Annotated in this window: 22 protein-coding genes and 3 tRNA genes; 19 read left to right on the forward strand and 6 right to left on the reverse strand. The window is 51.3% G+C overall.

The window, feature by feature from the left end:
• Positions 1–72 precede the first annotated feature (72 nt).
• The 5 genes from ACXJJX_RS05420 to ACXJJX_RS05440 are packed head-to-tail and all read left to right on the forward strand — an operon-like array spanning position 73 to position 4649.
• A complete protein-coding gene (locus ACXJJX_RS05420; protein ID WP_456432949.1) occupies positions 73–948 on the forward strand; it encodes a branched-chain amino acid ABC transporter permease in 876 nt (291 codons plus the stop codon).
• Positions 945–1904, forward strand: coding sequence for a branched-chain amino acid ABC transporter permease (locus tag ACXJJX_RS05425; protein ID WP_456432951.1), 960 nt, complete (start codon positions 945–947; stop codon positions 1902–1904). Before ACXJJX_RS05420 ends, ACXJJX_RS05425 begins: the two co-directional genes overlap by 4 nt.
• On the forward strand, positions 1889–2650 hold the full coding sequence (locus ACXJJX_RS05430; protein ID WP_456432953.1) for an ABC transporter ATP-binding protein: 762 nt from the start codon (positions 1889–1891) through the stop codon (positions 2648–2650). Before ACXJJX_RS05425 ends, ACXJJX_RS05430 begins: the two co-directional genes overlap by 16 nt.
• A gap of 2 nt (positions 2651–2652) precedes the next feature.
• Positions 2653–3390, forward strand: coding sequence for an ABC transporter ATP-binding protein (locus tag ACXJJX_RS05435; protein WP_456432955.1), 738 nt, complete (start codon positions 2653–2655; stop codon positions 3388–3390).
• A gap of 2 nt (positions 3391–3392) precedes the next feature.
• Positions 3393–4649 carry a phenylacetate--CoA ligase family protein gene (locus tag ACXJJX_RS05440; RefSeq protein ID WP_456432957.1) on the forward strand — a complete coding sequence of 419 codons (1257 nt, stop codon included), beginning with the start codon at positions 3393–3395 and terminating at the stop codon, positions 4647–4649.
• Here the strand turns inward: ACXJJX_RS05440 and ACXJJX_RS05445 are convergent.
• The 6 genes from ACXJJX_RS05445 to ACXJJX_RS05470 are packed head-to-tail and all read right to left on the reverse strand — an operon-like array spanning position 4633 to position 9880.
• Positions 4633–5478: an SDH family Clp fold serine proteinase gene (locus ACXJJX_RS05445; protein WP_456432959.1), complete on the reverse strand. Its 846-nt coding sequence runs from the start codon at positions 5476–5478 to the stop codon at positions 4633–4635. The two genes, ACXJJX_RS05440 and ACXJJX_RS05445, sit on opposite strands and share 17 nt — an antisense overlap.
• Before the next feature lie 15 nt (positions 5479–5493).
• The gene (locus tag ACXJJX_RS05450) at positions 5494–6246 is read right to left on the reverse strand and encodes a rhomboid family intramembrane serine protease (RefSeq protein WP_456432961.1); all 753 of its coding nucleotides are present in this window, start codon (positions 6244–6246) and stop codon (positions 5494–5496) included.
• 40 nt (positions 6247–6286) lie between these two features.
• The gene (locus ACXJJX_RS05455; protein ID WP_456432963.1) at positions 6287–7360 is read right to left on the reverse strand and encodes a hypothetical protein; all 1074 of its coding nucleotides are present in this window, start codon (positions 7358–7360) and stop codon (positions 6287–6289) included.
• Positions 7354–8181, reverse strand: coding sequence for a phosphoribosylglycinamide formyltransferase (gene purN, locus ACXJJX_RS05460; RefSeq protein WP_456432965.1), 828 nt, complete (start codon positions 8179–8181; stop codon positions 7354–7356). Before purN ends, ACXJJX_RS05455 begins: the two co-directional genes overlap by 7 nt.
• A 2-nt stretch (positions 8182–8183) precedes the next feature.
• Positions 8184–8933, reverse strand: a complete 750-nt coding sequence (locus tag ACXJJX_RS05465) for a DsbC family protein (RefSeq protein WP_456432967.1) — start codon at positions 8931–8933, stop codon at positions 8184–8186.
• Entirely contained in the window at positions 8930–9880 is a 951-nt protein-coding gene (locus tag ACXJJX_RS05470; protein WP_456432969.1) for a carbohydrate kinase family protein, read from the reverse strand. Before ACXJJX_RS05470 ends, ACXJJX_RS05465 begins: the two co-directional genes overlap by 4 nt.
• Before the next feature lie 103 nt (positions 9881–9983).
• Here ACXJJX_RS05470 and ACXJJX_RS05475 point away from each other — a divergent pair, with 103 nt between their 5' ends.
• The 14 genes from ACXJJX_RS05475 to ACXJJX_RS05540 all read left to right on the forward strand — a co-directional run bounded on the left by ACXJJX_RS05475 (position 9984) and on the right by ACXJJX_RS05540 (position 23484).
• On the forward strand, positions 9984–11081 hold the full coding sequence (locus ACXJJX_RS05475; protein ID WP_456432971.1) for a glycosyltransferase: 1098 nt from the start codon (positions 9984–9986) through the stop codon (positions 11079–11081).
• Positions 11082–11116: 35 nt separating this feature from the next.
• Positions 11117–12184 (forward strand): glycosyltransferase, encoded by a 1068-nt coding sequence (locus tag ACXJJX_RS05480; RefSeq protein ID WP_456432973.1) that lies wholly within the window; start codon positions 11117–11119, stop codon positions 12182–12184.
• Positions 12185–12216: 32 nt separating this feature from the next.
• On the forward strand, positions 12217–12414 hold the full coding sequence (locus ACXJJX_RS05485; RefSeq protein WP_456432991.1) for a heavy-metal-associated domain-containing protein: 198 nt from the start codon (positions 12217–12219) through the stop codon (positions 12412–12414).
• Positions 12415–12417: 3 nt separating this feature from the next.
• Entirely contained in the window at positions 12418–14694 is a 2277-nt protein-coding gene (locus ACXJJX_RS05490) for a heavy metal translocating P-type ATPase (RefSeq protein WP_456432975.1), read from the forward strand.
• A gap of 109 nt (positions 14695–14803) precedes the next feature.
• The gene (locus ACXJJX_RS05495) at positions 14804–17281 is read left to right on the forward strand and encodes a Lon protease family protein (RefSeq protein WP_456432977.1); all 2478 of its coding nucleotides are present in this window, start codon (positions 14804–14806) and stop codon (positions 17279–17281) included.
• Complete coding sequence (locus ACXJJX_RS05500) at positions 17278–17610, forward strand: hypothetical protein (RefSeq protein WP_456432979.1); 333 nt, start codon at positions 17278–17280, stop codon at positions 17608–17610. Before ACXJJX_RS05495 ends, ACXJJX_RS05500 begins: the two co-directional genes overlap by 4 nt.
• Positions 17611–17629: 19 nt before the next feature.
• Positions 17630–19114 (forward strand): cobyric acid synthase, encoded by a 1485-nt coding sequence (locus tag ACXJJX_RS05505; protein WP_456432981.1) that lies wholly within the window; start codon positions 17630–17632, stop codon positions 19112–19114.
• Between the two features lie 2 nt (positions 19115–19116).
• Positions 19117–20112, forward strand: a complete 996-nt coding sequence (cbiB, locus tag ACXJJX_RS05510) for an adenosylcobinamide-phosphate synthase CbiB (RefSeq protein WP_456432983.1) — start codon at positions 19117–19119, stop codon at positions 20110–20112.
• 102 nt (positions 20113–20214) lie between these two features.
• A complete protein-coding gene (locus ACXJJX_RS05515; RefSeq protein ID WP_456432985.1) occupies positions 20215–20496 on the forward strand; it encodes a hypothetical protein in 282 nt (93 codons plus the stop codon).
• Positions 20497–20565: 69 nt separating this feature from the next.
• Positions 20566–21888, forward strand: coding sequence for a cytochrome ubiquinol oxidase subunit I (locus ACXJJX_RS05520; RefSeq protein WP_456432987.1), 1323 nt, complete (start codon positions 20566–20568; stop codon positions 21886–21888).
• Between the two features lie 12 nt (positions 21889–21900).
• Positions 21901–23121 carry a hypothetical protein gene (locus tag ACXJJX_RS05525; protein ID WP_456432989.1) on the forward strand — a complete coding sequence of 407 codons (1221 nt, stop codon included), beginning with the start codon at positions 21901–21903 and terminating at the stop codon, positions 23119–23121.
• 98 nt (positions 23122–23219) lie between these two features.
• Positions 23220–23295, forward strand: a tRNA-Lys gene (locus ACXJJX_RS05530).
• 11 nt (positions 23296–23306) lie between these two features.
• A tRNA-Glu gene (locus ACXJJX_RS05535) sits at positions 23307–23384 on the forward strand.
• A gap of 23 nt (positions 23385–23407) precedes the next feature.
• A tRNA-Lys gene (locus ACXJJX_RS05540) sits at positions 23408–23484 on the forward strand.
• Positions 23485–23565: the final 81 nt, after the last annotated feature.

Genomic DNA, 23565 nt, shown 5'->3' on the forward strand with positions numbered 1-23565 from the left:
AGCTCCCCCTTTCTTGATCCCTTCCAATCCCTATGGCATACTCCGGCACCAGGTTTCGGGGCCGTAATTCTCATGACTGAACTTCTTCAATATCTGTTTTCAGGACTCACCAATGGGGCTATCTACGCCCTGATAGCCTTGGGCTTTACTATTATCTTTAACGCCACGGAGGTAATAAACTTCGCCCAGGGCGAATTTGTCATGTTGGGGGCCATGATCCTGGCTACCCTTTGCCAGCACACCCCCCTACCCTTACCTGTGGCCTTCCTGGTCACGATGTTGGTTGTCGCTGGGGTCGGCCTTATTATGGAGCGTCTGGCCATAAGGCCGGCCCGAGGAGCCAATCCTCTAGTACTAATCATTATTACTATCGGGGTCTCCATCCTCTTAAAAGGGATGGCCATGTTCATCTGGGGCAAGGATCCTCTGCCCGTGCCCCCTTTCACTGGAGAAAAACCGATCTTCATCCTCGGGGCCACCATCGTTCCTCAGGGCCTTTGGATCCTGGGGGTGGGTCTGGTGGCTGTAGCTGTTGTCCAGTGGTTCTTCCAAACCACCATCATGGGTAAGGCCATGAGGGCCTGTGCTGTAAATCAGAAGGCCGCTAGCCTAATTGGTATAAACGTCTCTCCGCTGGTCTTTATATCTTTTGGGCTAAGTGCGGCCACCTCAGCCATTGCCGGTATGGTCATCTCTCCAATCACCTTTGCCACCTATGACATGGGGACCATGCTTGGGCTTAAGGGATTTTGTGCCGCTGTGTTGGGAGGACTGGGAAGCGGCTTTGGCTCAGTGCTAGGCGGTTTTCTTCTGGGAACCCTGGAGTCCCTGGCCGCGGGCCTCATTTCCTCCGCCTACAAGGACGCCGTGGCCTTCTTCATTCTTATCATTGTCCTTCTTATCAGGCCCAAAGGGCTATTCGGTCCTAAGGAGGTCAAAAAGCTTTGATTCCTGGGCTGAATCGTCATCATCTTGGAGTCTTGGGGCTGCTCATTTTTACCCTATTGGTCCCTCTGCTGGTCCGAAACGATTATCATCTCAACGTCCTGGTAATAGTAGGCATAAATGGAATCATCGTTGTCGGTCTCTCTCTCCTTATGGGCTACGCTGGTCAAGTCTCTCTAGGCCACGCCGCCTTTTATGGTCTGGGAGCCTATACTGCCGGGATCCTCACAGCCACCTACGGGATAAGCCCTCCCCTGGCCTGGATAGCCGCCCTCGCCTTCCCGGCCTTGGTGGCCTTCGTCCTTGCCAGAACCACCCTAAGACTTAAGGGCCATTATCTGGCTATGGCCACCCTTGGTTTTGGAATTATCGTCCACGTGTTTTTTAAGGAGATGATTGATCTTACCGGGGGCCCTTCAGGGTTGGTAGGAATTCCCCTCTTCCGCCTCTTTGGCCATGAGTTTACCCGGTCAGTAGAATACTTTCTTTTGGTTTGGTCTCTTCTTACTCTAATTTGCTTCTTTTCCGTCAATCTTATCGATTCTCCCCTAGGTCGTTCCCTCTTAGCCATCCACACCAGCGAAGCCGCAGCCGAAGCCATGGGAGTGGACACAATGAAGCTTAAGGTGATCGTCTTTGTCTTGAGTGCTGTTTTGGCCGCCTTGGCAGGCATTCTCTACGCCCATTTCGTAACTTTTATTTCTCCGGCCTCCTTTGGCTTTATTTTTTCTATCAAACTGGTCACCATGGTGGTCATTGGCGGTATGGCTAACCTTTGGGGAGCCTTGGCCGGGGCTGCCCTGCTGACCATGCTTCCGGAGATCTTGGTCATTTTTGAGGACTACGATGTCATAGTTTTCGGACTTATTTTGGTCTTGGTCATGATTTTCATGCCCGAAGGCCTTATTCGGGGCCTACTTTCTATGATTAGAGGGAGGAGTTTGTGGCCAGCAAGGTAATCCTCTCTGTTCGTGGGCTCGAAAAGGCCTTTGGAGGGCTTATGGCTGTTGCCGGGGTAGATTTTGATCTTTATCCTGGCCAGATAAAGGCCCTTATCGGGCCTAATGGTAGTGGTAAGACGACGACCTTTAATCTCATCACAGGCCACTATCGTCCTGATGCCGGGGAGATCATCTTTGAAGGCCAGTCTATAGTTGGACTTCCGCCCCACGAGATAGCTCGGCGAGGCATTGCCCGCACCTTCCAGAATCTGGAGCTCTTCAGTAACATGACGGTCTTAGAGAACATCCTTATTGGTCTATATCTGAGGGCCGGGGTGAGTACTTGGGGAGCTGTCTTTAGGATCCCTTCCTGGTGGCAGAGGGAAAAGGCGGCCAGGAAAAAGGCTTTGGAGATACTAGAGCGCTTCGGTCTGGCCGAAAGGGCCCAGGAGTTAGTCAGCAACCTGCCCTTTGGGCTCCAGCGTTTCGTAGAGATTGCCCGGGCCCTGGCCACAGATCCGAAGATCCTCCTCCTTGATGAAGCCGCCTCCGGGCTTGACGGTCGGGAAAAGGAAGAACTCTCCCGCCACATCCTTGAGATCCGTCGCTCGGGGGTGACCATCTTCATGGTCGAACACGATATGAACATGACCATGAATCTGGCCGATGAGGTGGTCGTCCTTGATCATGGACGCAAAATTGCTGAAGGTGGCCCTAGGGAAGTCCAGCGTCACCCAGAGGTCATCGCCGTTTATCTAGGGTAAAAATGCTTAAGATACGCAATCTTTATACCGCCTATGGAAAGATCAGGGTTCTTAAAAATGTCTCCCTCCATGTTAACAAGGGTGAGATAGTCTGCCTTATCGGTGCCAATGGGGCCGGTAAAACCACACTTCTTCTGAGTATCTCGGGACTAGTGGCGGCCCAATCCGGGGAGATTCTCTTTGAAGGCCAGCCCATCCATCGGCTAGCCCCACACCAGATCGTTCGTCTGGGGATCTCTCAGGTACCCGAAGGCCGGCAGATATTCGCTCCCCTTACGGTACGCGAGAACCTTGAGCTCGGAGCCTATCACCGATGGCGACGCGATGGGAAGAAGGCCGTCTTGGCCGATCTGGATGAGGTTTACAATCTCTTCCCCCGTCTCAAGGAGCGCGAAAGACAGCTTGCCGGCACCCTTTCCGGGGGGGAACAGCAGATGTTAGCCATCGGGCGGGCCTTCATGGCTCGCCCCAAGCTCCTATTATTAGATGAACCATCCCTAGGGCTTGCCCCCAAACTGGTAGATTTCATCATGGAAAAGATCCTCGAGCTCAATCGTCAGGGGGTGACCATCCTGATCGTCGAACAGAATGCCCGCCGGGCTCTAGAGATTGCCCATCGGGGCTATGTCCTTGAGACCGGACGGATCGTTCTTCAGGGTTCAGCCAAAAAGTTGGCCCTAGATGAAGACGTCCGTCGGGCCTATTTGGGGCGGGATTACAAAGAGTTTGCGGAGGTCTGATAATGGACCGAGATATAGAACACCTTAGCTTGGAAGATATCAATCAATGGCAGGCCGAATTGCTCCAAAGCACCATTAACCGGGTCTATGAACGAGTACCATTTTATCGCAAACTTATGGATCGGGCCGGAATAAGCCCCGAAGATATAAAAGGCCTCTCTGATCTCAGCAAGCTACCGTTTACCACCCGAGAACATCTGGCCCAAAATTATCCTTATGACCATTTTGCTGTACCCTTGAGAGATATTGTCCGCATCCACATCTTCTCGGGTATCTATCAGCGACCGGTGGTTCGCGGCTACACTAAGGCCGACGTCTTGGCTCGCAAGGATCTTGTCACCAGATTCCTCAAGGCCTGCGGTGTTTCACCAGACGATATTGTCCAGATTTGTCTGGATCGAGGGATGGCCGTCTGGGGAGAGGAACTCCGCGAAGGGGCCGAAGCCCTGGGAGCAGTGGTTATCCCCCCAGATCCTGTTTCCCCGGCTAACCAACTCCTGGTCATGGGAGACTTTAAGACCAGCACCCTCATCACCACCCCCTCCTATGGGCTCCATCTCCTTGATTGGCTTCGGACCAATGGGGTCAAGAAACCTCTTTTTCTAAGACAGGGAATATTTGTTGGCGAGACCTTGACCGAGAAGGATCGGCAAACCCTTGAGGAAGGCTTCGGAATTAGGGCCCTGTCTGGCTACGGCATAATCGAGGCCGCTGGCCCAGGAATGGCCTACGAATGTAAGGCCCGAGAAGGTCTGCACCTAGCTGTGGATCACGTCATTGCTGAGGTAATCGATCCCGAAAGCCAAACCCCCCTGCCTCCCGGAGAAGAAGGAGAACTGGTGGTGACTACGGTCTCCGTTAAGGCCAATCCCCTCATACGCTTCCGTACCGGGGATAGGACCAAACTCATCCTTGATACCTGTGTCTGCGGCCGAAAAAGCCCCCGCATAGCCCCTATTTCTGGACGGGTCGATGACCTTCTGGTCATTCGAGGAGTAAAGATATCGCGAACCCTCCTTTCGGATATCATTTGCCAAACTATGGGAGACAAAAATGTTCCCTTCGAGATAGAAGTAAAAAAAAGGCGCCATCTCCACGAATTAGAGATAAAAGTTGCCATGATACCTTCGGTTTTCATTGAAAGTATCCCCGGTCTTCATGAGAAGATATCGCAGATAGAAACTGCTATACTTGAGACCGTAGGGCTTCCGGTTCGGGTGACTTTTATTGAGGCCGACTCCCTTAAAAAAGGAATCTAGCCCCCTGCCCTCCCTCGTGACCCTTTCGGGGGGTAGGCAAAAACTCTACCGAAGGGGCCTGCCTTACAGGTTGAGGAAAGAGACTCATCAGCTGATAGATCTCGGTGGGCATCTCTTTGCTTACTGGAAGGCCGAGACGTTTGGCCTCATCGTAGGTGATGGGGTAGTCATGGGTCCAGCGTCCTTGAGAAAGGATCTCGGCTAGCTCCTCGGTCTTTTGGGGGTCATACCTCCCAGAGAGAAGCTCGGAGAGGTTGGTCTTCATCTGTTTGAGAGCTTTTTCAGCCATATCGGCCATGATCAAGGTCTGATCGTCAATCTTATCAAGGGGCTTTTCTTTAACCACCCGGACCAAAGAGGCCGCTGGGAATTGGCCCAGCTGGGGATCTACTGGGCCCAGGACAGCGTGTTCATCCATGACGATTTCATCGGCAGCCAGGGCGATTAAGGTTCCGCCACTCATAGCATAATGGGGAACAAAAGCCGTTACTTTGGCCGGGTGTCTTTTAACGGCCCGAGCAATCTGGAGGGCGGCCAAAACTAAGCCCCCCGGAGTATGGAGAATGATGTCTATGGGGACGTCTTTGTCCGTAAGATGGATGGCCCGAATGACTTGTTCGGAATCATTGACATCAATGTAGCGCACGATAGGAAATCCCAGAAGGCTCATGGTCTCCTGGCGATGAACGAGAAGGATTACCCTTGAGCCCCGGGTCTTTTCTATCTTGGCAATCATCCTCTGGCGGGCTGCCTCGAGGAAGCGCTGTCTTAAGATGGGTTGAAGAGCGGTAATCATAAAGAAAAGCCAGAAAATATCAAAAACATTCATCCCTTTCCTCCACCATTAGTGGTAATTTTGATGGCCTTGAGGCCAATTGACTCCCCAAGGAATAGATTCATCAGGATAATAATGGCAGGGCCGACCAGAGCTTAGGAAGAAACGATAAAGAACAATTCCGGCCACGAAGCCTCCCACATGAGCCCACCAAGCAATCCCACCGTGGGCCCCGGGAAGGGCTAGGCTCAAGGTGCCGCTTGTAAACTGAATGAGAAACCAAAGGCCAAGGTAAAGGATGGCCGGAAGTTCGAAGAAAAAGGGAAAGATGAATATGGGAATCATGACAATAATCCGGGCCAAAGGAAAAAGGGCATAGTAGGCCCCCATCACCCCTGAAATAGCTCCCGAGGCTCCAATGGTGGGCACTGTAGAATGGGGATTAAGGATCACATGGACCACGCCAGCGGCTAGGCCACAGAGAAGATAAAAAATAAGATAACGCCAAGGGCCCATTTGATCCTCAACGTTGTCCCCAAAGATCCAAAGAGTCCACATGTTGCCGATAAAATGGACCCAGCTGCCATGGAGAAACATCGAAGTTAGGAAGGGCCAATAGTCATCTAGGGGCAGACCGAACCAGACCGCCCAATCCGGATGGGTATATCGGGCCGGAACTATCCCAAAGAGATAGAATAATTGCTCCAGTCTCTTCTCCGGCAGGCTGATCTCCAAAAGAAAAACAAGGGCGTTGAGACCTATCAAGGTCCAGGTAGCCACTGGAGGACATCTTCGGGGGATACTATCTTGAATGGGAATCATCTCCGGCTAAAAATAAGTCCGCCGAATAAAGAGGCAAGGGTTAACCCAGGGCCCCGATGGCTAATCCTCTCACGGCCCGACGGGCCTGTTCGCTCCTTTCAACAAGGCGGGTAAACTCCTCTCGGGAAACTAGATATATTCCATATGTCCCACTTAGACCTTCGGTTATCTCCGGAGGGAGGTCAAAGGAAAAAGAGTTCCCTTCAATAAGCCTTAAGATTCCCCGATGCCCTTCCTTAAAGAAGGCCTCGGCCACAAGGGCAAGGACCCGCACGTCATCGGCAATTACAGCCACTTCCGCCACCTTAAGAGCATAGCGGTTCCCGTTGAAAGAAACGGCCAGACCTCCAGCCCGCCTTACCTCTTCAAGGGCAAGGGTATCAGTAATGCTGTCCCCCACATAAAGGGCCTGAGAAAGTTTGAGGCTGCTGCGGTGAGCGGCCTTTTTTGTCGCCCGGGCTTTCTCCGGACCTCCGATAGGGTTGACCTCCTTTAAAAACCTTCCTGAAGAAAGGCCGGGAATAATCTCAAAGAAGATCTCCTCCAGGCGCAGAAAGGTCGCCTTCATTTCTTTTGGAAGATCCTCCGGCCCCCTGGCCTCCTCAGGCCAGTCAAGGAGAGGCTGGGCCACAATCTCCCAGGCCAACTCTTTGAGAAGATCATGTTCCTCTTCTGGTAACTGGATCTCGTCAAGATCAACCTCGGTACAAAAGACGTTTTCTAACGGAAAATTGCAGGCCTCACAAAGGGCCTCAAGGTAGGGACGATAACTGGTAGAGATGATAAAGGTCGGCTGCCTAGAAGAAAACCAGGTCAGAAGTTCCCGCGCTCCGGGAAGAAGCTTGAGGTTTTTTTTAGAAAAAAGTCGCATTTTTTCGTTGGTCAGACCAAAGGCTTTAAGGAAGGGGAGAATAAGCCTCAAGGTATCACCGGCCTTGTATCCCGGCCTTCTGACAACATCGGCCAAAAAATCATCATAGCGGCTCACCCGGGCGAAAAAATCTCCCCCTCGGGGAATAAACGCCTCCGCCAGTTCAAAGGCGTTGTCGTTCTGGGTTATGGGACCTTCGCAGTCAAGACAGACAAAGCCTCTTTGATCAGAGGTCTCTACCATTTTCCACTCCGCAAATATTCTTCTATCTCCTCATTGAGACAATAGGGCCCCTTGAGGGGCTTGCCCTTCTCATCAAAGAGCTCTCCGTCCTTGAGACGAACCCTGCCTTCGGCCAAGGCCTTTAAGGTATAGACAATAAGCGGAAACTCCCGCCTCAAACCTTCCTGCCTTATGGCGGCAAAGAGGGGTTCGGACTCACCTTCCTCGGCTATTATCTTTTCCAGGCCTTTGCGGGCCCTTTTCTTCTCAAAAGATTCCCCAAGGGCGTCAAAACGGTCTCCCCTTATGGGAAAGGTGCAATAGGTAATAGGCGGACCCTGGTCAAGCTCCGGAGTCACTAGATGCATCATGACCCCAGATTCCGAGGCCCCTTCTTCAAGAAGTTTCCAGATGACCTCCTGCCAAGTCCCGCTCGGGCCACCTGGGGCAGCCGGATGGAGGTTTATCATCGGATATTCACGGCACATCTTGGCAGAGACAATGAGCATGTAGCCGGCCAAGACAACCACGTCAACGGGATAGGGGCTGATGAGGCTGGAGACCTCTTCGTGGTAGCGATGGCGCCAAGCCTCTCGGTCTTTTTGACGAAGATCTGGGGCATATTCCTTGGCCGAAAGATAAAAGACTTCAGCCCCAGTTCTCCGGGCCAGGGCAAAGAGTTGATCAGTAACGGAAGCCTCTCCGGGGGCCCGTGAGATAAAAATATAAACCAACTGGGCCGGGATGAGGCCTTCGGCCAGACGCCTTAAAACACAATCTAGAAGATCATAGGCGGCCTGATCTCTGCCAGTGGTGAACCAACCGATTCGATAGCTGGCCATCTTTACTGTTGGAGGTGTTTCCTAAGAAGTCCTTCGAGTTGGTCCTTAGGAACAAAGCCTGCCTGGGTCAGGCCATCAGGGAAGATAATTGTCGGTGTTGCGCTAATCCCATAACGCCGGGCCAGCTTGGTACTGCCTTCAACCAGTTTTTTACCCTCTGGACACTGATTGTTGGATTTGTAGTTAGCCATAAATCCCTCAAGGCCTTTGTTATCACAGATAATGGAGATGGCCTGTTCTTTAGCCCCGGTATGAAAGGCCAGGGGCATAAAAAGAACCTTAATCTTGAGCTTTCCTTCATCGGCTAGTTCTTTAAGGACCTTGGCCGCTTTGTGACAGTAAGGACACTTAGGATCAATAAAAAAGTAGATCGCTGGGCCTCTTTCTCCATAAGTAAAGGCTACGAACTTATCAAGCTCTTTGAGATCTGAGGTTGCCAGACGATTAAACTCCGCCAAGCGTTCCTTGGTCAGATTGCGTTTGGCCTTAATGTCAAGAATCTGACCATTAACCACATAGCGTCCAGACTCATCTGTATAGATGACCAGTTTAGGACCATTTGAAACAGCAATGCCTACCTCGCACAGCCCCGAGAAAGGCCCGGGCTCAACGCTGATGATCTCTATAGGGTGGTTGAAGAGAGGTTTGAGCTCTCCACTGATGGACTCCTTGCTAGGGCAACCAGCCAGAGCCAGGTCTGTGGCCATAAGTAGCCAAAAGGAAAGCAATACCGCTGCCAGAATTTTTTTCATGAAAAGACCTCCTCTTTGAGTCGTTTGGCCCGTCTTAGACCTTCTCTTCCATACCCGGTAAGGCTTAAGGCCGCAAGCTTGGCCGCCATCTGGCCACAGGTATAGAGATCAAGTCCCCTGAGCCAGCCAGCCAGAAAGCCGGCATCGAAGGCATCTCCGGCCCCGGTAGTCTCAACGATTCTATCCACCCTGGCCGGAGGGACAGGGATCTTTCCGGCCTTAATGGAGATTTCGGCACCCTTGGCCCCCTTCTTGACCACAACCACCTCTATCCCCAGATCATGAAGTCCTTGGAGGCCAATATTCAAGAGCTCAAGCTCCCTTTGAGTAATAAAGACTATCCGGGCCCTTTTTAGCAAGGGCAATATAGTCTCCAGCCCTTTGCTGGCGTATATCTCTCCCGGATCAAAGCTGAGGCTCACCCCATGGGGAAGTCGACAGATAAGGTCTAGTTGCCCGGAGAGCCCAGATGGAGTGGCAAAAGAGGAAAGATGAAGGTGCCGGAGCCCCAGGGGAGGCCGGAAATCCTCGGGAATTCCTTCCTCGGGGTTGGGGCAGACGAAGAGGGCCCGATCCCTCTGGGGCCCGATGAGAGAAAGACAAAGGGCAGTCTGGCCCCTTTTCTCGATGTATTCTTTGCCCACTTCCCCAAAAAGTCGAAGGACCTCTTGGCCTTCGGGATCAGGCCCCACCCGACCGACAAAAGCCGTTTTAAACCCTAGAAGGCTTAAGGTAAAGATAGTATTAGCCGCAGAACCTCCGCCATCCTTATGGATAAGCTTAGCTTGGGAGAGCCTTTCTTTGAGCCTTAGAAATTCTTTACGTCCTCCCCAGACCTCCCCACCGGGAGAGATCCCGAAGGAAGAGAAAAGAGAAAGGTCAGCCACCTCATAAAAAAGATCAAGGTTTAGAGCCCCGCAACCTAAGACCACACCTTCGTCACCCAAGAAAGCCTCCTTGAAAGCCGTTGAGATAACATGTCATTATACCAGGGTCTCTTTTAAAGAGAGGTCATTTTTAATCTTTAACAAAGCCGAGAGAGACAGAAATATGAAGATTGCCATCTATGTAGGGCCAACAAATGGTGGTTCTGTAGCTCGGATATCGGCCAACCTAGCCAATGAGTTTCTCAGGCAGGGCCTAACAGTTGACCTTCTCATCCGCCGAAGCCGAAAAAATCTAATCGGAGATCTCAGGCCCGAGGCAAGGTTAATCAATCTTGGTACCTCAAACGCCCTTGTTCAGATCTTAAAAATAGCCAGATACCTGGTTAAAGAACGCCCCAAGGTCCTTCTTACCCATCGCATCCGCGAAAATGTCCTCTGTTTAAGGGCACGCCAATTAAGCCGGAGCAATACCAAAATCTTTACCGTCATTCACGGACCGATGTCTGTCAAACTAAAAAATCTTAAGGCCCCAAAGAGGGAAAGAAGGCTTCGAGATCTAAAGATCTATTATCCCCAAAACGAGGGAATTATTGCCATCTCTAGGGCCACAGCCCAAGACATCCGGAAGCTTTTGGAAATCCCAGAGGAGAAGATCTGGACCATTCCCAACCCTGCCTACGATGAAACTATCTATCAACTGGCCCAGGAGCCCGTGTCTCATCCTTTTTGGGCCGATCCTCAGGCCAAGGTTGTTTTGGGAGTGGGCCGTCTGGAGCAAGAAAAGGACTTTTTTACCCTTCTTCGAGCCTTCTCGCGTCTTGTCTCTGAGGATTCAAACTTTCGTCTGCTCATCCTCGGAGAGGGTAGCTTGCGCAGAGATTTAGAAGAGTTTGCCCGACGCCTTTCCATCACTGGCCAAATTGATCTTCCGGGATTTGTCAGCAATCCCTATCCCTATATTCAGAGGGCTTCTATTTTGGCTCTTTCATCCAGCTGGGACGCCCTGCCCACAGTCTTAATTGAGTCATTGGCCCTGGGAACCCCGGTGGTCTCGACTGACTGTGGAAGCGGCCCCAGGGAGATACTTGAAGACGGAAGCCTGGGAAAGCTTGTCCCCATTGGAGACGATCGGGCCTTGGCCCGGGCCATAAAGGAGACACTAATCAACCCTCCACCCCCAGAGATCCTCAAAAAAGGGGCCCGAAAATACCACAGTCATCAGACAGCACCCCTTTATCTCCAGGCCTTTGGGCTGGTCTAGTCTTCGACAAAACTATGGAGAAAAAACTGGCCATCATGATAACCCATTTTGGCGACGGCGGTGTAGAGCGGGTACTTTCCAACCTGACCTTTGGACTCAAAGAAGTGGGTTGGAACGTGGACCTTTTGGTCCAAAAAAGGGGCCCTTTTTTAGAGGAACTTGAGGATTCAGCCAAGATTATCGGGCTTGGTGAGGATCCGACAAAAGGACTTAAGGAATATCTATGTTCCCGCCCCCCACAGGCCTTAATTACAGCCAAGCTCAAAGATGATCGTCTGGCACTTGGTCTCAAAAATCTAGCTCCAACCTGCAGGTTCGCCATCTTGGTGGGGACGGTCCTCTCCCAACGTCTCAAAGAGGGTCCTTTAAGACGGCTTACTTGGCGTCTTAAGACCCGAAAGATTGCCACCCTCTATCACCAAGCCGATCTCATCCTTGGGGTCTCTCAGGGAGTAATCGAAGATCTGGCCCAAAATTTCAGGCTCCCCCGGAATCGCCTCCGTCTGGTCAACAATCCCGTGGTCATGGAAAGGATAGAACGGATGTCCCGAGAACCCGCCGAACATCCTTGGCTCGATGTCCCAGGCCCACCGGTAATTCTGGCCGTGGGAAGACTTTCAGCGGTAAAGGATTTTCCCACCCTTATCCGGGCCTTCAAACTGGTAAGGGAACGCCGCCCGGCTCGACTGATCATCCTGGGAGAAGGTAAACAACGAAGGCATCTTGAAGAACTCATTGGTTCTTTAGGACTCAACGGAACCGTCAGCCTGCCTGGTTTCCGGAAAAATCCTTATTCTTTTATGGCCAAAAGCCATCTGCTGGTCCTCTCATCAATAAGAGAGGGGTTGCCCACGGTCCTCATTGAGGCCCTTTCCCTGGGGACTCCGGTAGTCTCCACGGATTGTCCCTTCGGGCCCAGGGAGATACTTGCCGGTGGCCGCTATGGCCCCCTGGTTCCGCTAAGAGATCCTTCCGCCCTGGCCCAGGCCATATTAAAAATTTTTGATTTTCCGCCAGATTCGGAATTTCTTAAAGAGGCAGCTAGGCCATATGGCCTTAAAGAGGGAACCAGGAGCTATCTTGAGGCCTTGGGTCTAGAATAAAATATTTTGTAAGGAGGATAGATTTGGTTCAGGTGACCATCAGGGTTTCGGGAATGAGTTGTGAACACTGCCTTAAAAGGGTTAAAAAGGCCTTGGAGGCAATCCCTGGGGTAAAAAACGTTAAAATCGACCTTTCGTCAGGAAAGACCACCTTTGAGGCCCCGGAAGACCTCCCCCGGGAAGAAATTGCCCGGGCCATATCTAAAGCCGGTTATCAATTGGTTGATTAGACCATGATCCCCAAAAGGCCCCCTTCCCAGGGGATAAATGACTATGATCTGCCAGAAAAAAAGGGGCTTTTTGCTATTGGGGGCATGAGTTGTGCGGCCTGTGCCGCCAGGGTCGAAAAGGCTCTCCAAAAAACACCAGGAGTCAAAGAGGCCAGCGTTAACTTCGCCACCCAAACCGCCGAGATAATCTATAACCCTCATGATCTTCGTTTGGAAGAAATCATCAGGGTCATTGAAAATGAAGGCTATCACTTTAAAGGATTTATTGAGGAGACGGTCAGCCTACCTGAAGAGGAACAGGCCGCCTTTCATCTCCAAAGGCTAAAGCGTCAGCTATATCTGGCCTTTGGCCTGAGTGTACCGATTTTTATCCTCTCCATGCCCCGGATTTTCCCTTGGATTGAGGGAATACCCCGGAATTGGCGTTACCTTCTGCTTCTTCTCCTGACGGCGCCGGTCCAGTTTGGGGCCGGATGGGACTTTATCCGGAAGGCGGTCCTGGCCTTTAGGCACCGGACGGCAGACATGAATACCCTGGTTTCCCTGGGGACCCTCTCCGCTTTCTTCTACTCGGCAACAATAACCATCTATCCTCAGCCATTTATCTCTGCTGGGCTTCCACTTCATGTCTATTTTGACTCTGCAGCCATGATTATCTCCTTTGTCCTTCTGGGGCGCTATTTTGAACAGAAGGCCCGAGGCAAGGCCACCGAGGCCATCAGAAAGCTTCTTGATCTCTCCCCACAAAAGGCCCGGATACTCAGGGAAGGAAAGGAGCTAGAAGTTCCTGCGGCCTCTGTCCGTAAAGGGGATTTAGTTGTTGTTCGGCCGGGGGAAAGAATTCCGGTAGATGGCCTCATCCTTGAAGGTCAGACCGCTGTGGATGAATCCATGCTTACAGGAGAGTCTTTACCAGTAGAAAAAGGGCCCGGAGATCGGGTCATCGGAGGGACCTTAAATCTCTGGGGCCGAGTTGTCTTTCAGGCCGAAAAGGTCGGTCGGGAGACCATGTTGGCCAATATTGTCCGGGTTGTCCAAGAGGCTCAGGGTTCAAAAGCCCGCATTCAACGCCTTGTTGACCGAGTGGCGGCGGTCTTTGTCCCCACGGTTTTGGTTATTGCTCTAGTGACTTTTTTCCTCTGGTATTTCTTGGGACCCCAACCTAAACTTACCAACGCCCTTCTTTCATTTGTCTCAGTCCTGGTCATTGCCTGCCCTTGCGCCTTAGGCCTAGCGACACCAGCAGCCATTATGGTCGGGACCGGCCGAGGAGCGGAAATGGGCATTCTCATCAAGAATGCCGAAGCCCTAGAGAGAGCCACCAGGATCTCTTTGTGTGTCTTTGATAAGACCGGAACCCTCACCCAGGGAAAGCCTCAGGTGGTGGCTGTCTTCTGCCCTGAAGGCGATGAAAAGATTATCCTTAAAATAGCAGCGGCCCTTGAACAGCATTCTGAACACCCCTTGGCCCAGGCAATAGTAGAAGAGGCCCGGAGCCAAGGTCTTGATATCCCTCAGGTAAAAAATTTCAGGGCTTATGCCGGCCTGGGAGTAAAGGCAGAGCTTGAGGGAAAGGCCGTTTTCGTCGGGAAAGAAGACTTTCTCAAGGCCCAAGGGGTAGACCTCCTGCCCCTTCTCTCCAGGGCCCCAAAAGAGGCCCTCGTCGGCCGCACAGTGGTCTTTGTTGCTCAAGACAAAAAGGCCCTGGGCTTTGTCTGTCTGGCTGACACTCTAAAGCCCGAGGCCAAAGAGGTGGTCTCTGAGCTTAAGGACCTGGGGCTCAAAGTGATAATGCTCACCGGAGATAACGAAGCCACGGCCCGGGCCATTGCTCAGGATCTGGGCCTTAGCGGATTTTTTGCTGGGATCCTTCCCTCTGAAAAGGCCCAAAGAATCGCTGAATTTCAAGCTCGAGGAGAACAAGTGGCCATGGTAGGGGATGGAGTCAACGACGCCCCGGCCCTGGTCCAGGCCGACGTAGGAATTGCCATGGGTGATGGAACAGACATTGCCCTTGAGGCTGCAGATATAACCCTTCTCGGGGGTGATCTTCGGGGAGTTCCCCGGTCTATCAGATTAGTCCGAGCCACTTTTCGGATTCTTAAGGAGAATCTTTTTTGGGCCTTTGCCTACAATATTTTGGCTATCCCCGTGGCCGCCGGGCTATTTTATCCCTTCTGGGGCCTGAGATTGTCTCCGGCTATTGCTGCCTTAGCCATGGCCCTCAGCTCAGTAACGGTTGTCAGCAATGCCCTGAGATTAAAACGTCTTCCCCTCTGAATTAAGCTTATTTTCCTTGTCAAAAGCCTTGGGACTTGGGTAGATTAGCCGAGAATTCACAAGAGGCTCTTCTTTGTCATCCTTGAAAGATTCCGCAAGGAGGTCTTGAATGACCAGAGGTGAAAATTTGCGTCTTTCACCGGAACAGCTCCGTCTCCAGATAGATCCAGACTCTCTGGGAGTCTCCTCAACCGAAGATATTCCCCCCCTTGAAGACGGGGTTATGGCCCAGGAGCGAGCCGTAAAGGCCCTTCATCTGGGGCTCAATATCAAAGACCTGGAGTTTAATATCTTTGTGGCCGGACCGGCCATGACCGGAGGGGCCTATATCGCCAAAAGGCTTGTTTCGGAAACAGCCAAACAACTCCCTCGGCCTTCTGACTGGTGCTATGTACACAACTTCAAAGATCCCGACCACCCTAAGGCCATAGAACTTCCCCCGGGACGGGGGCGAGAATTTCAGAAAGATATGGCCGAACTGGTGGAGACATTGAAGACTAAAATCCCGGAGCTCTTTGAGGGTGAGGCCTACATCAACCGCAAAGAAGAAATCATCCGGCAGTTTAACCGCCGACGGGCCAGCATCTTCGAAGAACTGGAGAAGAGAGTCCGCGCCGAAGGCTTTGGTCTGAGCGTGGAACCCACGGGGATGATGATCTTTCCCATAAAGCCTGACGGCAGTCCCTTTAGTCCCGAGGAGATCATGGCCCTGCCTGAAGAGGAACGGGAGAAGATCAAACGGACCGGGGATGCCCTGCAAAAAGAGCTGAACGCCACCGCCAGGCGTATCCAAGAGCTAGAAAAAGAACTTCGTCAAGGGCTCAAAGAGCTTGACCGGGAGATAGCCCTTCAGGCCATCGGCATGTTCATTCAGGATATTAAAGAGCGATATCAGGAGATAACAGACATTCAGACCTATCTCGATGAGGTCAAAGACGATCTTCTGGCCCATATTGATGAACTCAAAACGCGTCCCCCAGCCCAACCCCCAGGCCCTATCCCCATGCCCATGCCCTTTCCTCCACCGGGTCCAAGTTTTACCCGCTATGAGGTCAATGTCATTGTGGATAATTCCGAAACCGAAGGGGCCCCGGTGGTCTTTGAGGCCAACCCCACCTATCCCAATCTTTTTGGTTTTGTTGAAAGGCGAGCCCTTTTTGGGGCCTTAGTCACGGACTTTACCATGATCAAGGCCGGAGCCCTTCATCGGGCCAATGGTGGCTTTCTGATTCTAAAGGCCATAGACATCCTTAAACATCCCTTCTCTTGGGAAGGCCTTAAGAGGACCATCCGAGCCGGAGAGATCAAGATAGAAGACCTTGGCGAACAATTTGGTCTCTTTACCACCAAGACCTTGAGACCTGAACCGATTCCCTTAAAGGCCAAGGTAGTCCTTCTGGGGGATCCTTTTATCTATCAATTACTTTTTCTCCTTGATGAGTCCTTCCGGGAGATATTCAAGGTCAAGGCCCACCTTGATCACTGGGTGGATCGCAATGAGGTTCATACTAGGCAGTTTTTGGCCACAGTGGCCACTATTGTCCGCCGGGATAATCTCCTTCACCTGGACAAAACTGGCCTCGCCCGGCTGATCGAGTACTCCTGCGAGCTTTCCGGCCGACAGGATAAACTCTCCCTCCGCATCCAGGAGATATATGATCTTCTTAAAGAAGCAGACTTCTGGGCACGTGAAGATCAAAGCTCCTACATCACCAGAGCCCACATCCATCGGGCTATCGAAGAACGATACAATCGAGCCCGACTCCCTGAGGAACACCTTCATGAGGCCATCATTAAGGACCTCATTCGAATCCCAACCGAGGGAGAGGCTGTAGGTCAGGTAAACGGATTGTCTGTCTACGACCTTGGAGACTACGCCTTTGGACGACCAACGAGGATAACGGCCAACATTGCCATTGGGCGGGAAGGAGTCATCAACATCGAACGGGAAGCGGATCTCTCCGGGAAAATACACACCAAGGGAGTGATGATTCTGGCTGGTTTCCTCAGGGATCGTTTTGCCTACGACAAGCCACTCACCCTTACGGCTTCGCTTACCTTTGAGCAGAGTTACGGATTGGTAGAGGGAGACTCAGCCTCAGGGGCTGAGCTTTTTGCCATCATCTCAGCCTTGGCCGGAGTCCCAATAAGACAGGGAATTGCCGTAACCGGAGCCATAAGTCAGAAGGGGGAAATTCTGCCTGTGGGCGGAGTCACCGAGAAGATTGAAGGATTTTTCCGGGTCTGTAAGGATCGAGGCCTCACAGGAGAACAAGGGGTGATCATCCCCCGGGCCAACCTAAAAGACTTGATGCTCAAGTCAGAGATCTTGGAGGCCGTCTCCAAAGGGCAGTTCCACATCTGGGCGGTTGAAAGTGTAGAGGAAGCTCTGGAAATCCTCACTGGTAAGCCGGCCGGCCAAAGACTCCCTGATGGCTCCTATGAGAAGGGAAGCCTTTTTTATCTGGCAGATATGCGCCTTCGAGATATGGCTAAAAAGGTCCGTACCTTCATGAAAGAGATTAAAAGAGAAGTCGAAGGGTCGGAAGAAGGCGAAGCTACTGAAGAAAAAGGAGAGCAATCTTGAGGCAATATTTGATTGATGAACTAAAAACCGAAGAGGTCCATCGTATCCGGGAACAATTGGAGCGTTATTGTGAGGCCTCACCCATGGATGGTCTCTATTGGCTTCCGGTCCCCGATGACCTTCTCTCGGAGATCCAGTGCCACCACCCCCAATGTCGTCCCTATTATTTTTCCATTGAGCTCGGTGAGCGATTCGTTAGATTTGAGCTCCTCATCCGAAGTCGAGTTAACCTGAGGTGTTCATGTATCGCCTACGCCAATCGATCTCAGAGAGATTTCCTTTTTCACTTCGCCGACAAGATTCTAGAGGCAGCCAAAGTGACCATCTGATCCTCAAGGTAGGTATCCTATGGGTAAGGCCCGAGCTATAATGCTCCAGGGCACTGGCTCTGGAGTGGGGAAAAGTCTTCTCTGTGCTGGTCTTTGTCGCCTTTTGGCCCGCCGGGGCTATCGGGTGGCCCCTTTTAAGGCCCAAAATATGGCCTTGAATTCAGCAGTGACCCCAGAGGGGCTTGAAATTGGGCGGGCCCAGGCCTATCAGGCAGAAGCTGCTGGAATCCTCCCTGAGGCCCGAATGAATCCCATACTGCTTAAGCCCACGGCCGACGCCACCTCTCAGGTAATCATCATGGGAAGACCGGCTGGCAACCTTAATGCCCGGAGTTATTATCAACGTTTTCAGGAACACTGGGAGCTAGTTCGTCGGGCCTATGACTCCCTAGAGAATGACTATGAGGTCATCGTCATCGAAGGAGCTGGCAGCCCAGCGGAAATAAACCTCCAGGAGCACGAGATCGTCAACATGCGGATGGCAGCCTATGCCCGGGCCTCAGTCTTTATTGTTGGCGATATTGACCGCGGAGGTGTCTTTGCCTGGCTTAAAGGCACCTATGATCTTATCCCCACTGGATATCGAGATCTTGTAAAAGGCTTCATTATCAACAAGTTCCGGGGGGATGTGAGTTTACTTGAGCCCGCCCTGGAGATGTTTGCCAGAGTTGTCTCCGTACCTATTATCGGAGTGATCCCTTATGTAAACGGCCTCATCGCCGATGAAGAAGACGGTGTTTATGTCCGAGGAAATGTCTCCCAAGAGGCGGAAGTAAGGATAGTCGTCATCAGGCTTCCACGCCTAGCTAATTTTACAGATTTTCTCCCCCTGGCCCTTGAGCCCGATGTCAGCCTTGAATATGTCACCTCACCCGAAGATCTCTCCGGGGCCGATTTAATTATCATCCCCGGGACCAAGGCCACCATCAGCGACCTCCTCTGGCTCAAAGAAAACGAGCTGGATAAAGCCATTGTCCAAGCGGCCCAATCGGGAAAGATGGTCATTGGCATCTGCGGGGGCTATCAGATGTTGGGGGAGAGGATTCGGGATCCAGAGGCTCTTGAGGCCCAAGTCCCAGAGGCCCAGGGGCTGGGCCTTCTTCCTCTGGAGACTTTTTTTGAGCCTACTAAAGTGCTTTGCAGTCTCGAAGCCCGGTTAACAATGGCCCCTTTTAGCTACCAGGGTCTCATCCGGGGATATGAGATCCACATGGGAAGGAGCCGGCCTCTGAAGGATATCGATCCCCTTTTTCCGGAAAGGCCCGATCTTGGATGCTGGCGTCAGGAGCCCTTTGTCTTCGGAACCTATCTCCATGGTCTTTTTGACAATGATCAGTTAAGAAGGGCCATCATTAACAGATTAAGATCGGCCAAGGGGCTGGCTCCTCAAAAAGAGAGACTAAACTATGCGGAGCTCCGAATGGAGGAATTTGACCGTCTGGCAGATCTAATCGAGAAAAATCTAGACACTGAAAAGCTTCTTAACTTCCTCAAAACCGGCTAAGGATGGTCCCCTGGATACTCTACCCTGGTAAGGCCCTTTCTCTTTTCCTTGGTGCCGTAGCCGATGCCATCATTGGCGATCCACCTCATCTCCCTCATCCCGTAAGACTTATGGGACTGGCCATAGCCAGGGGAGAACACCTGGCCAGAAGCCTTCCTCTGGCCCCTAGGATTCAAGGACTGATCTTTTGTATCTCATTATTATCTTTAAGTGGGCTCTCTACAGCCTTTTTCCTCTGGCTGTTTTCTTCTCTTAATCCATATTTTGGGTTTATCTTCGAGGCTGTCCTCATTTACTATGGTCTCTGTGCCCGGAGTCTGATCGAAGAGGTCCTCTCTGTGGCCAAATCCTTAAAGAGGGGAAGTCTCCCTGAGGCCCGGAAAAGGCTATCCTATCTGGTCAGCCGGCAGACGGAGAAGCTTCCACCCGAGGGGATCGCCCGGGGAGCTATTGAAACCGTGGCCGAGAACCTGATAGATGGACTAATCAGTCCTCTCTTTTATCTGGCCCTGGGGGGCCCTCCCCTGCTTTATATCTTTAAGATGGCCAGTACATTGGATTCGATGATTGGTTATCGCGATAAGAAATATCAAGATTTTGGCTGGGCGGCGGCCAAGATTGATGATCTCTTCAACTATCTTCCAGCTAGGCTAGGAGTACTTTTGATATCTTTGGCTGCAGTCTTGCTTATCCCCCAAAGGGCCTTTAGAGGGTTAACCGGGGCTTTCAAAGAGGCCCGATACCACTTAAGCCCTAATGCCGGCCTCCCAGAGGCTGCCTATGCCTGGATATTAGGAGTAAGTCTTGCCGGGCCAACAATCTACGGAGGCAATCTAGTAAAGAGGCCTTTCTTCAATGCCTCGGGGGACCCTCCTGGGGTAAAAGAAGTGATAAAAGCCTGTCTTCTTACGGGCCTAACTTATATCCTGACCCTCTCTTTTCTTCTCTATCCAGGCCTTATTAGGCCTCTTTACGAGTTCGGATCCCGCATATTCTGAGGAAAACCAAAGATTTTTAAAAATTTAAAAACATAAAGAGCTTATCATTTTGGAAACCTGACCGATCTAAAAATAAAAAAAACTTTCTAAAGGAGTTTTCCCGTGGAGAACAAGAATAAAGAGCACTTGGAAGTCCTCTTCCAACTAAAAGAGCTCTCGGTAGCCTTGCTTAAGGCCCTCAGGGAAAAAAGACTTAAGGATCTGGGGAGGCTTATGGAGGCCAGAAACAAAGTCCTTGATGAGATCAAATCCTGGGAAGAATTTCCTCCAGAGGCCACCCCGATCCTCAAGGAGATCTTAGTCATTGAGAAAGCCTCAGAAAGACTGGCCCAAGAGATTAAAAATAAGCTTTTGGAGAGGACAACGTCTCAAACTCTTCATTAGGATAGGACTTCATAAATTTTGTTGACCAGCCGAATCTTTAAAAAGATTCTGGAGGTGGAGGTCTGTTAAATGTATCCTGTCTGGGAAGTTCCAGCGGTATCTTCAGCATTTGTTATCGCCTTTATTGCCAGCTTTCACATCCTTCCTTCCCACCTGGCTACCGGGGCCTTTTGGTTCAATGTCTCTATTGAACAAAAGGCCTATCGCCAGGGTCGGCCAGAACTTTTGGAGTTTCTTAAACGCTATACCTTGCTGATTTTAGTCTTCTGCTTTGTTATTGGTTCACTTACGGGGGTAGGGATCTGGTTTGCCGCCACGGTGGCCAGCCCAAGGTCTATCTCGGCCCTCATCCACAATTATGTCTGGGGTTGGGCCACCGAATGGGTCTTCTTCCTCATCGAGGTCATTACCATATACATCTACTACTATACTTTGGGTAAGATAGACGATCGAACCCATCTAAGGATCGGATGGATCTATGCTTGGTCGGCCTGGATAAGCATGGTCATTATTACCGGAATCCTGGCCTTTATGCTTACCCCAGACCGATGGCTTAAGACCGGCGACTTCTTTGACGGTTTCTTCAACTCAACCTATTGGCCTCAGCTTTTCACCCGGACCTTTCTGATGTTTGCCATCGCTGGTCTGTACGCCACAATAATCGCCTCTGGCCTCAAAGACGAGACCGTCGGCCAGGAGATAATCCGCCAAGCCTCTATTTGGGGGATGGCTGGCCTCGGCGGAGGGGCCATTTTTGCCCTTTGGTATCTATCGAAACTTCCCCCTGAGGCCAAGGAGCTGGCCTTTGGCGGGTCCCTGCCGGGGCTGAAGACCCTCCTTAAAGTAGCCTTCGGGGTCTATGGAGTAGTCTTTGCTTATTTTCTCTTCTTCGGCCTGTTTCGTCCGCAAATGATCCGGATATCCACAGGGTTAGTCATGCTGTTGGTCCTTTTTATAGGAATTGGGGCCGGGGAAGGCTTTCGGGAAGGTGTCAGGCGGCCCTACATCATCAATAAATACATGTATGGAAACCAGATCATTGCCCGCTCCATAGAGGCTAAAAAGGTTAACGAGGAGATCTCCAGGTTCCAAAAAGATGGCTTCCTCAAAAATATCTACTTTCGTCCCCAGACCGAGGCCGGAACCCCGAAGGAAAAGCTGGCCCAGGGTCGGATTATTATCCTTTACCAATGCAGTAATTGCCACAGTCTTGAAAAAGACGGCCTTATAAGACCCATCCCCAAACTCCTTGAACGATTGGGCTTGAGTTCTGCTGAAGACATCTACGGCATACTGGAGGCCTTGGGAGATTATCCTTATATGCCTCCATTTGCCGGTACAGAAGCCGAAATGGAGGCTGCGGCTACCTATCTGGCCACCTTGGTAGAGTAAGGAGGTAGGACAATGACAGTTACCGAATATATTCATGCCCTTCGTGATCCTATGGGGCTTCCTTTTTATCCCTTGATATTTCAGTTCCTTTTGGTTTTCACCTTTGCCCTTCATATTGTTATGGTCAACCTGGTTGTTGGAGGAATGACCCTTGCCCTCTGGGGGCAGATAAAAGGAGGGGCCTTTTGGCAAAGGCTCTCTGCCTCGCTAGCTAGAGCCACTACTGTCAATCTCTCTCTGGCTATTGTCCTTGGAGTAGCCCCGCTTCTTTTTGTTCAGGTTATATACGACCCTTTTTGGTACACGGCCAACACTATGTCGGCTAGATGGGTCTGGGTCTTCCTTATAGCAGTTATCGTGGCCTTCTATAGCGCTTATGCCTTTTATCTTACGGGAACAAACAAGGAAAAAAATCCTCTTTGGCTCATTTTAGGACTGCTCTCCCTGATCCTTGCCGCCACAACCATCCACGGTTTAAGTCTAGAGCAACTTCATCCCGAGAGCTGGAGACAGTGGCTGGTCAAGGGTCTAAAGGTAAGGAGTGATGGGGGGGGCCTTTACGCCTTCTCCCTGCCCCGACTACTTCATTTTATTGTTCCCTCTTGGGCGTTAACTGGAATTTTTCTGATGCTTTATGCCCGGTACTTTGAAGGACGCCCAGACTACGGACGGGACTATTTGACCTGGGTGGCCGATCTGGGGGCCAAACTAGCCCTTATTTTCTCTGCCCTTGAGGCCGGAATTGGTATCACTTGGCTTTTTGCTGGACCACAAGAATTATCTCTGGTCAGCAATTCCTGGTTTATAGCCTCTTTAGTCTCGGCCCTCGGGCTCCTAGGCGTTCTTGTCGCTGCCCAGGGGAATCCCCTAGCTTACAGCTATTGGGCTTCAGGCCTTGGATTGGCCACTGTCTTCCTTATGTCTTACAGTAGAGAGGCCCTTCGCATGACCTATCTGACCCAGGTCAGCTACAATCCGTACCAATATAAACTCAATATAGACTGGGCAAGCACCGCTCTTTTTGCCTTTACCTTTGTTGTTGGCTTGGTCATCATGGCCTATCCAATTCTGGTGGCTTATCACGCAGGAAAGAGGTCTGAGCCAGATAAACCCGCCAACCTAATAGGGCTAGAGGCCTTGGGGAGTCTGGCTTCAGGGCTTCCGGTCTTCTGGCTATTAGTAGTAGTCCTGTTGGGTATTTATGTCTCCCTTAAGAACGGGACCCTTTTTTAAGGTTCTTTTAGGGATTCAAAGAGAGACCTCTTTAGGTTATATTTTTTATAGATTGCTTGACAGTTCTTAGGCCTCGTGTTAGTTTTCTCGCGCTCTCTGGGTCGGTAACTCAGCTGGCAGAGTATCGGCCTTTTAAGCCGAGAGTCGCAGGTTCGAATCCTGCCCGACCCACCAATTTTTTCGGTGTCCCCGTCGTCTAGCCAGGTCCAGGACACCGGCCTTTCACGCCGGCAACAGGGGTTCAAATCCCCTCGGGGACGCCACCAAAATAAGCCTAAATAGAGGTGGGCCGCTAGCTCAATTTGGCAGAGCAATGGACTCTTAATCCATAGGTTGGAGGTTCGAGTCCTCCGCGGCCCACCAAACTTCTCCATATAAATTTAACTTTCTCGTAAAAACTCGCCGTCAGCCCAAGTTTGAGAATCATCGTTTCAAATTCGCTAG

This window comes from Thermosulfuriphilus sp., assembly GCF_054026695.1.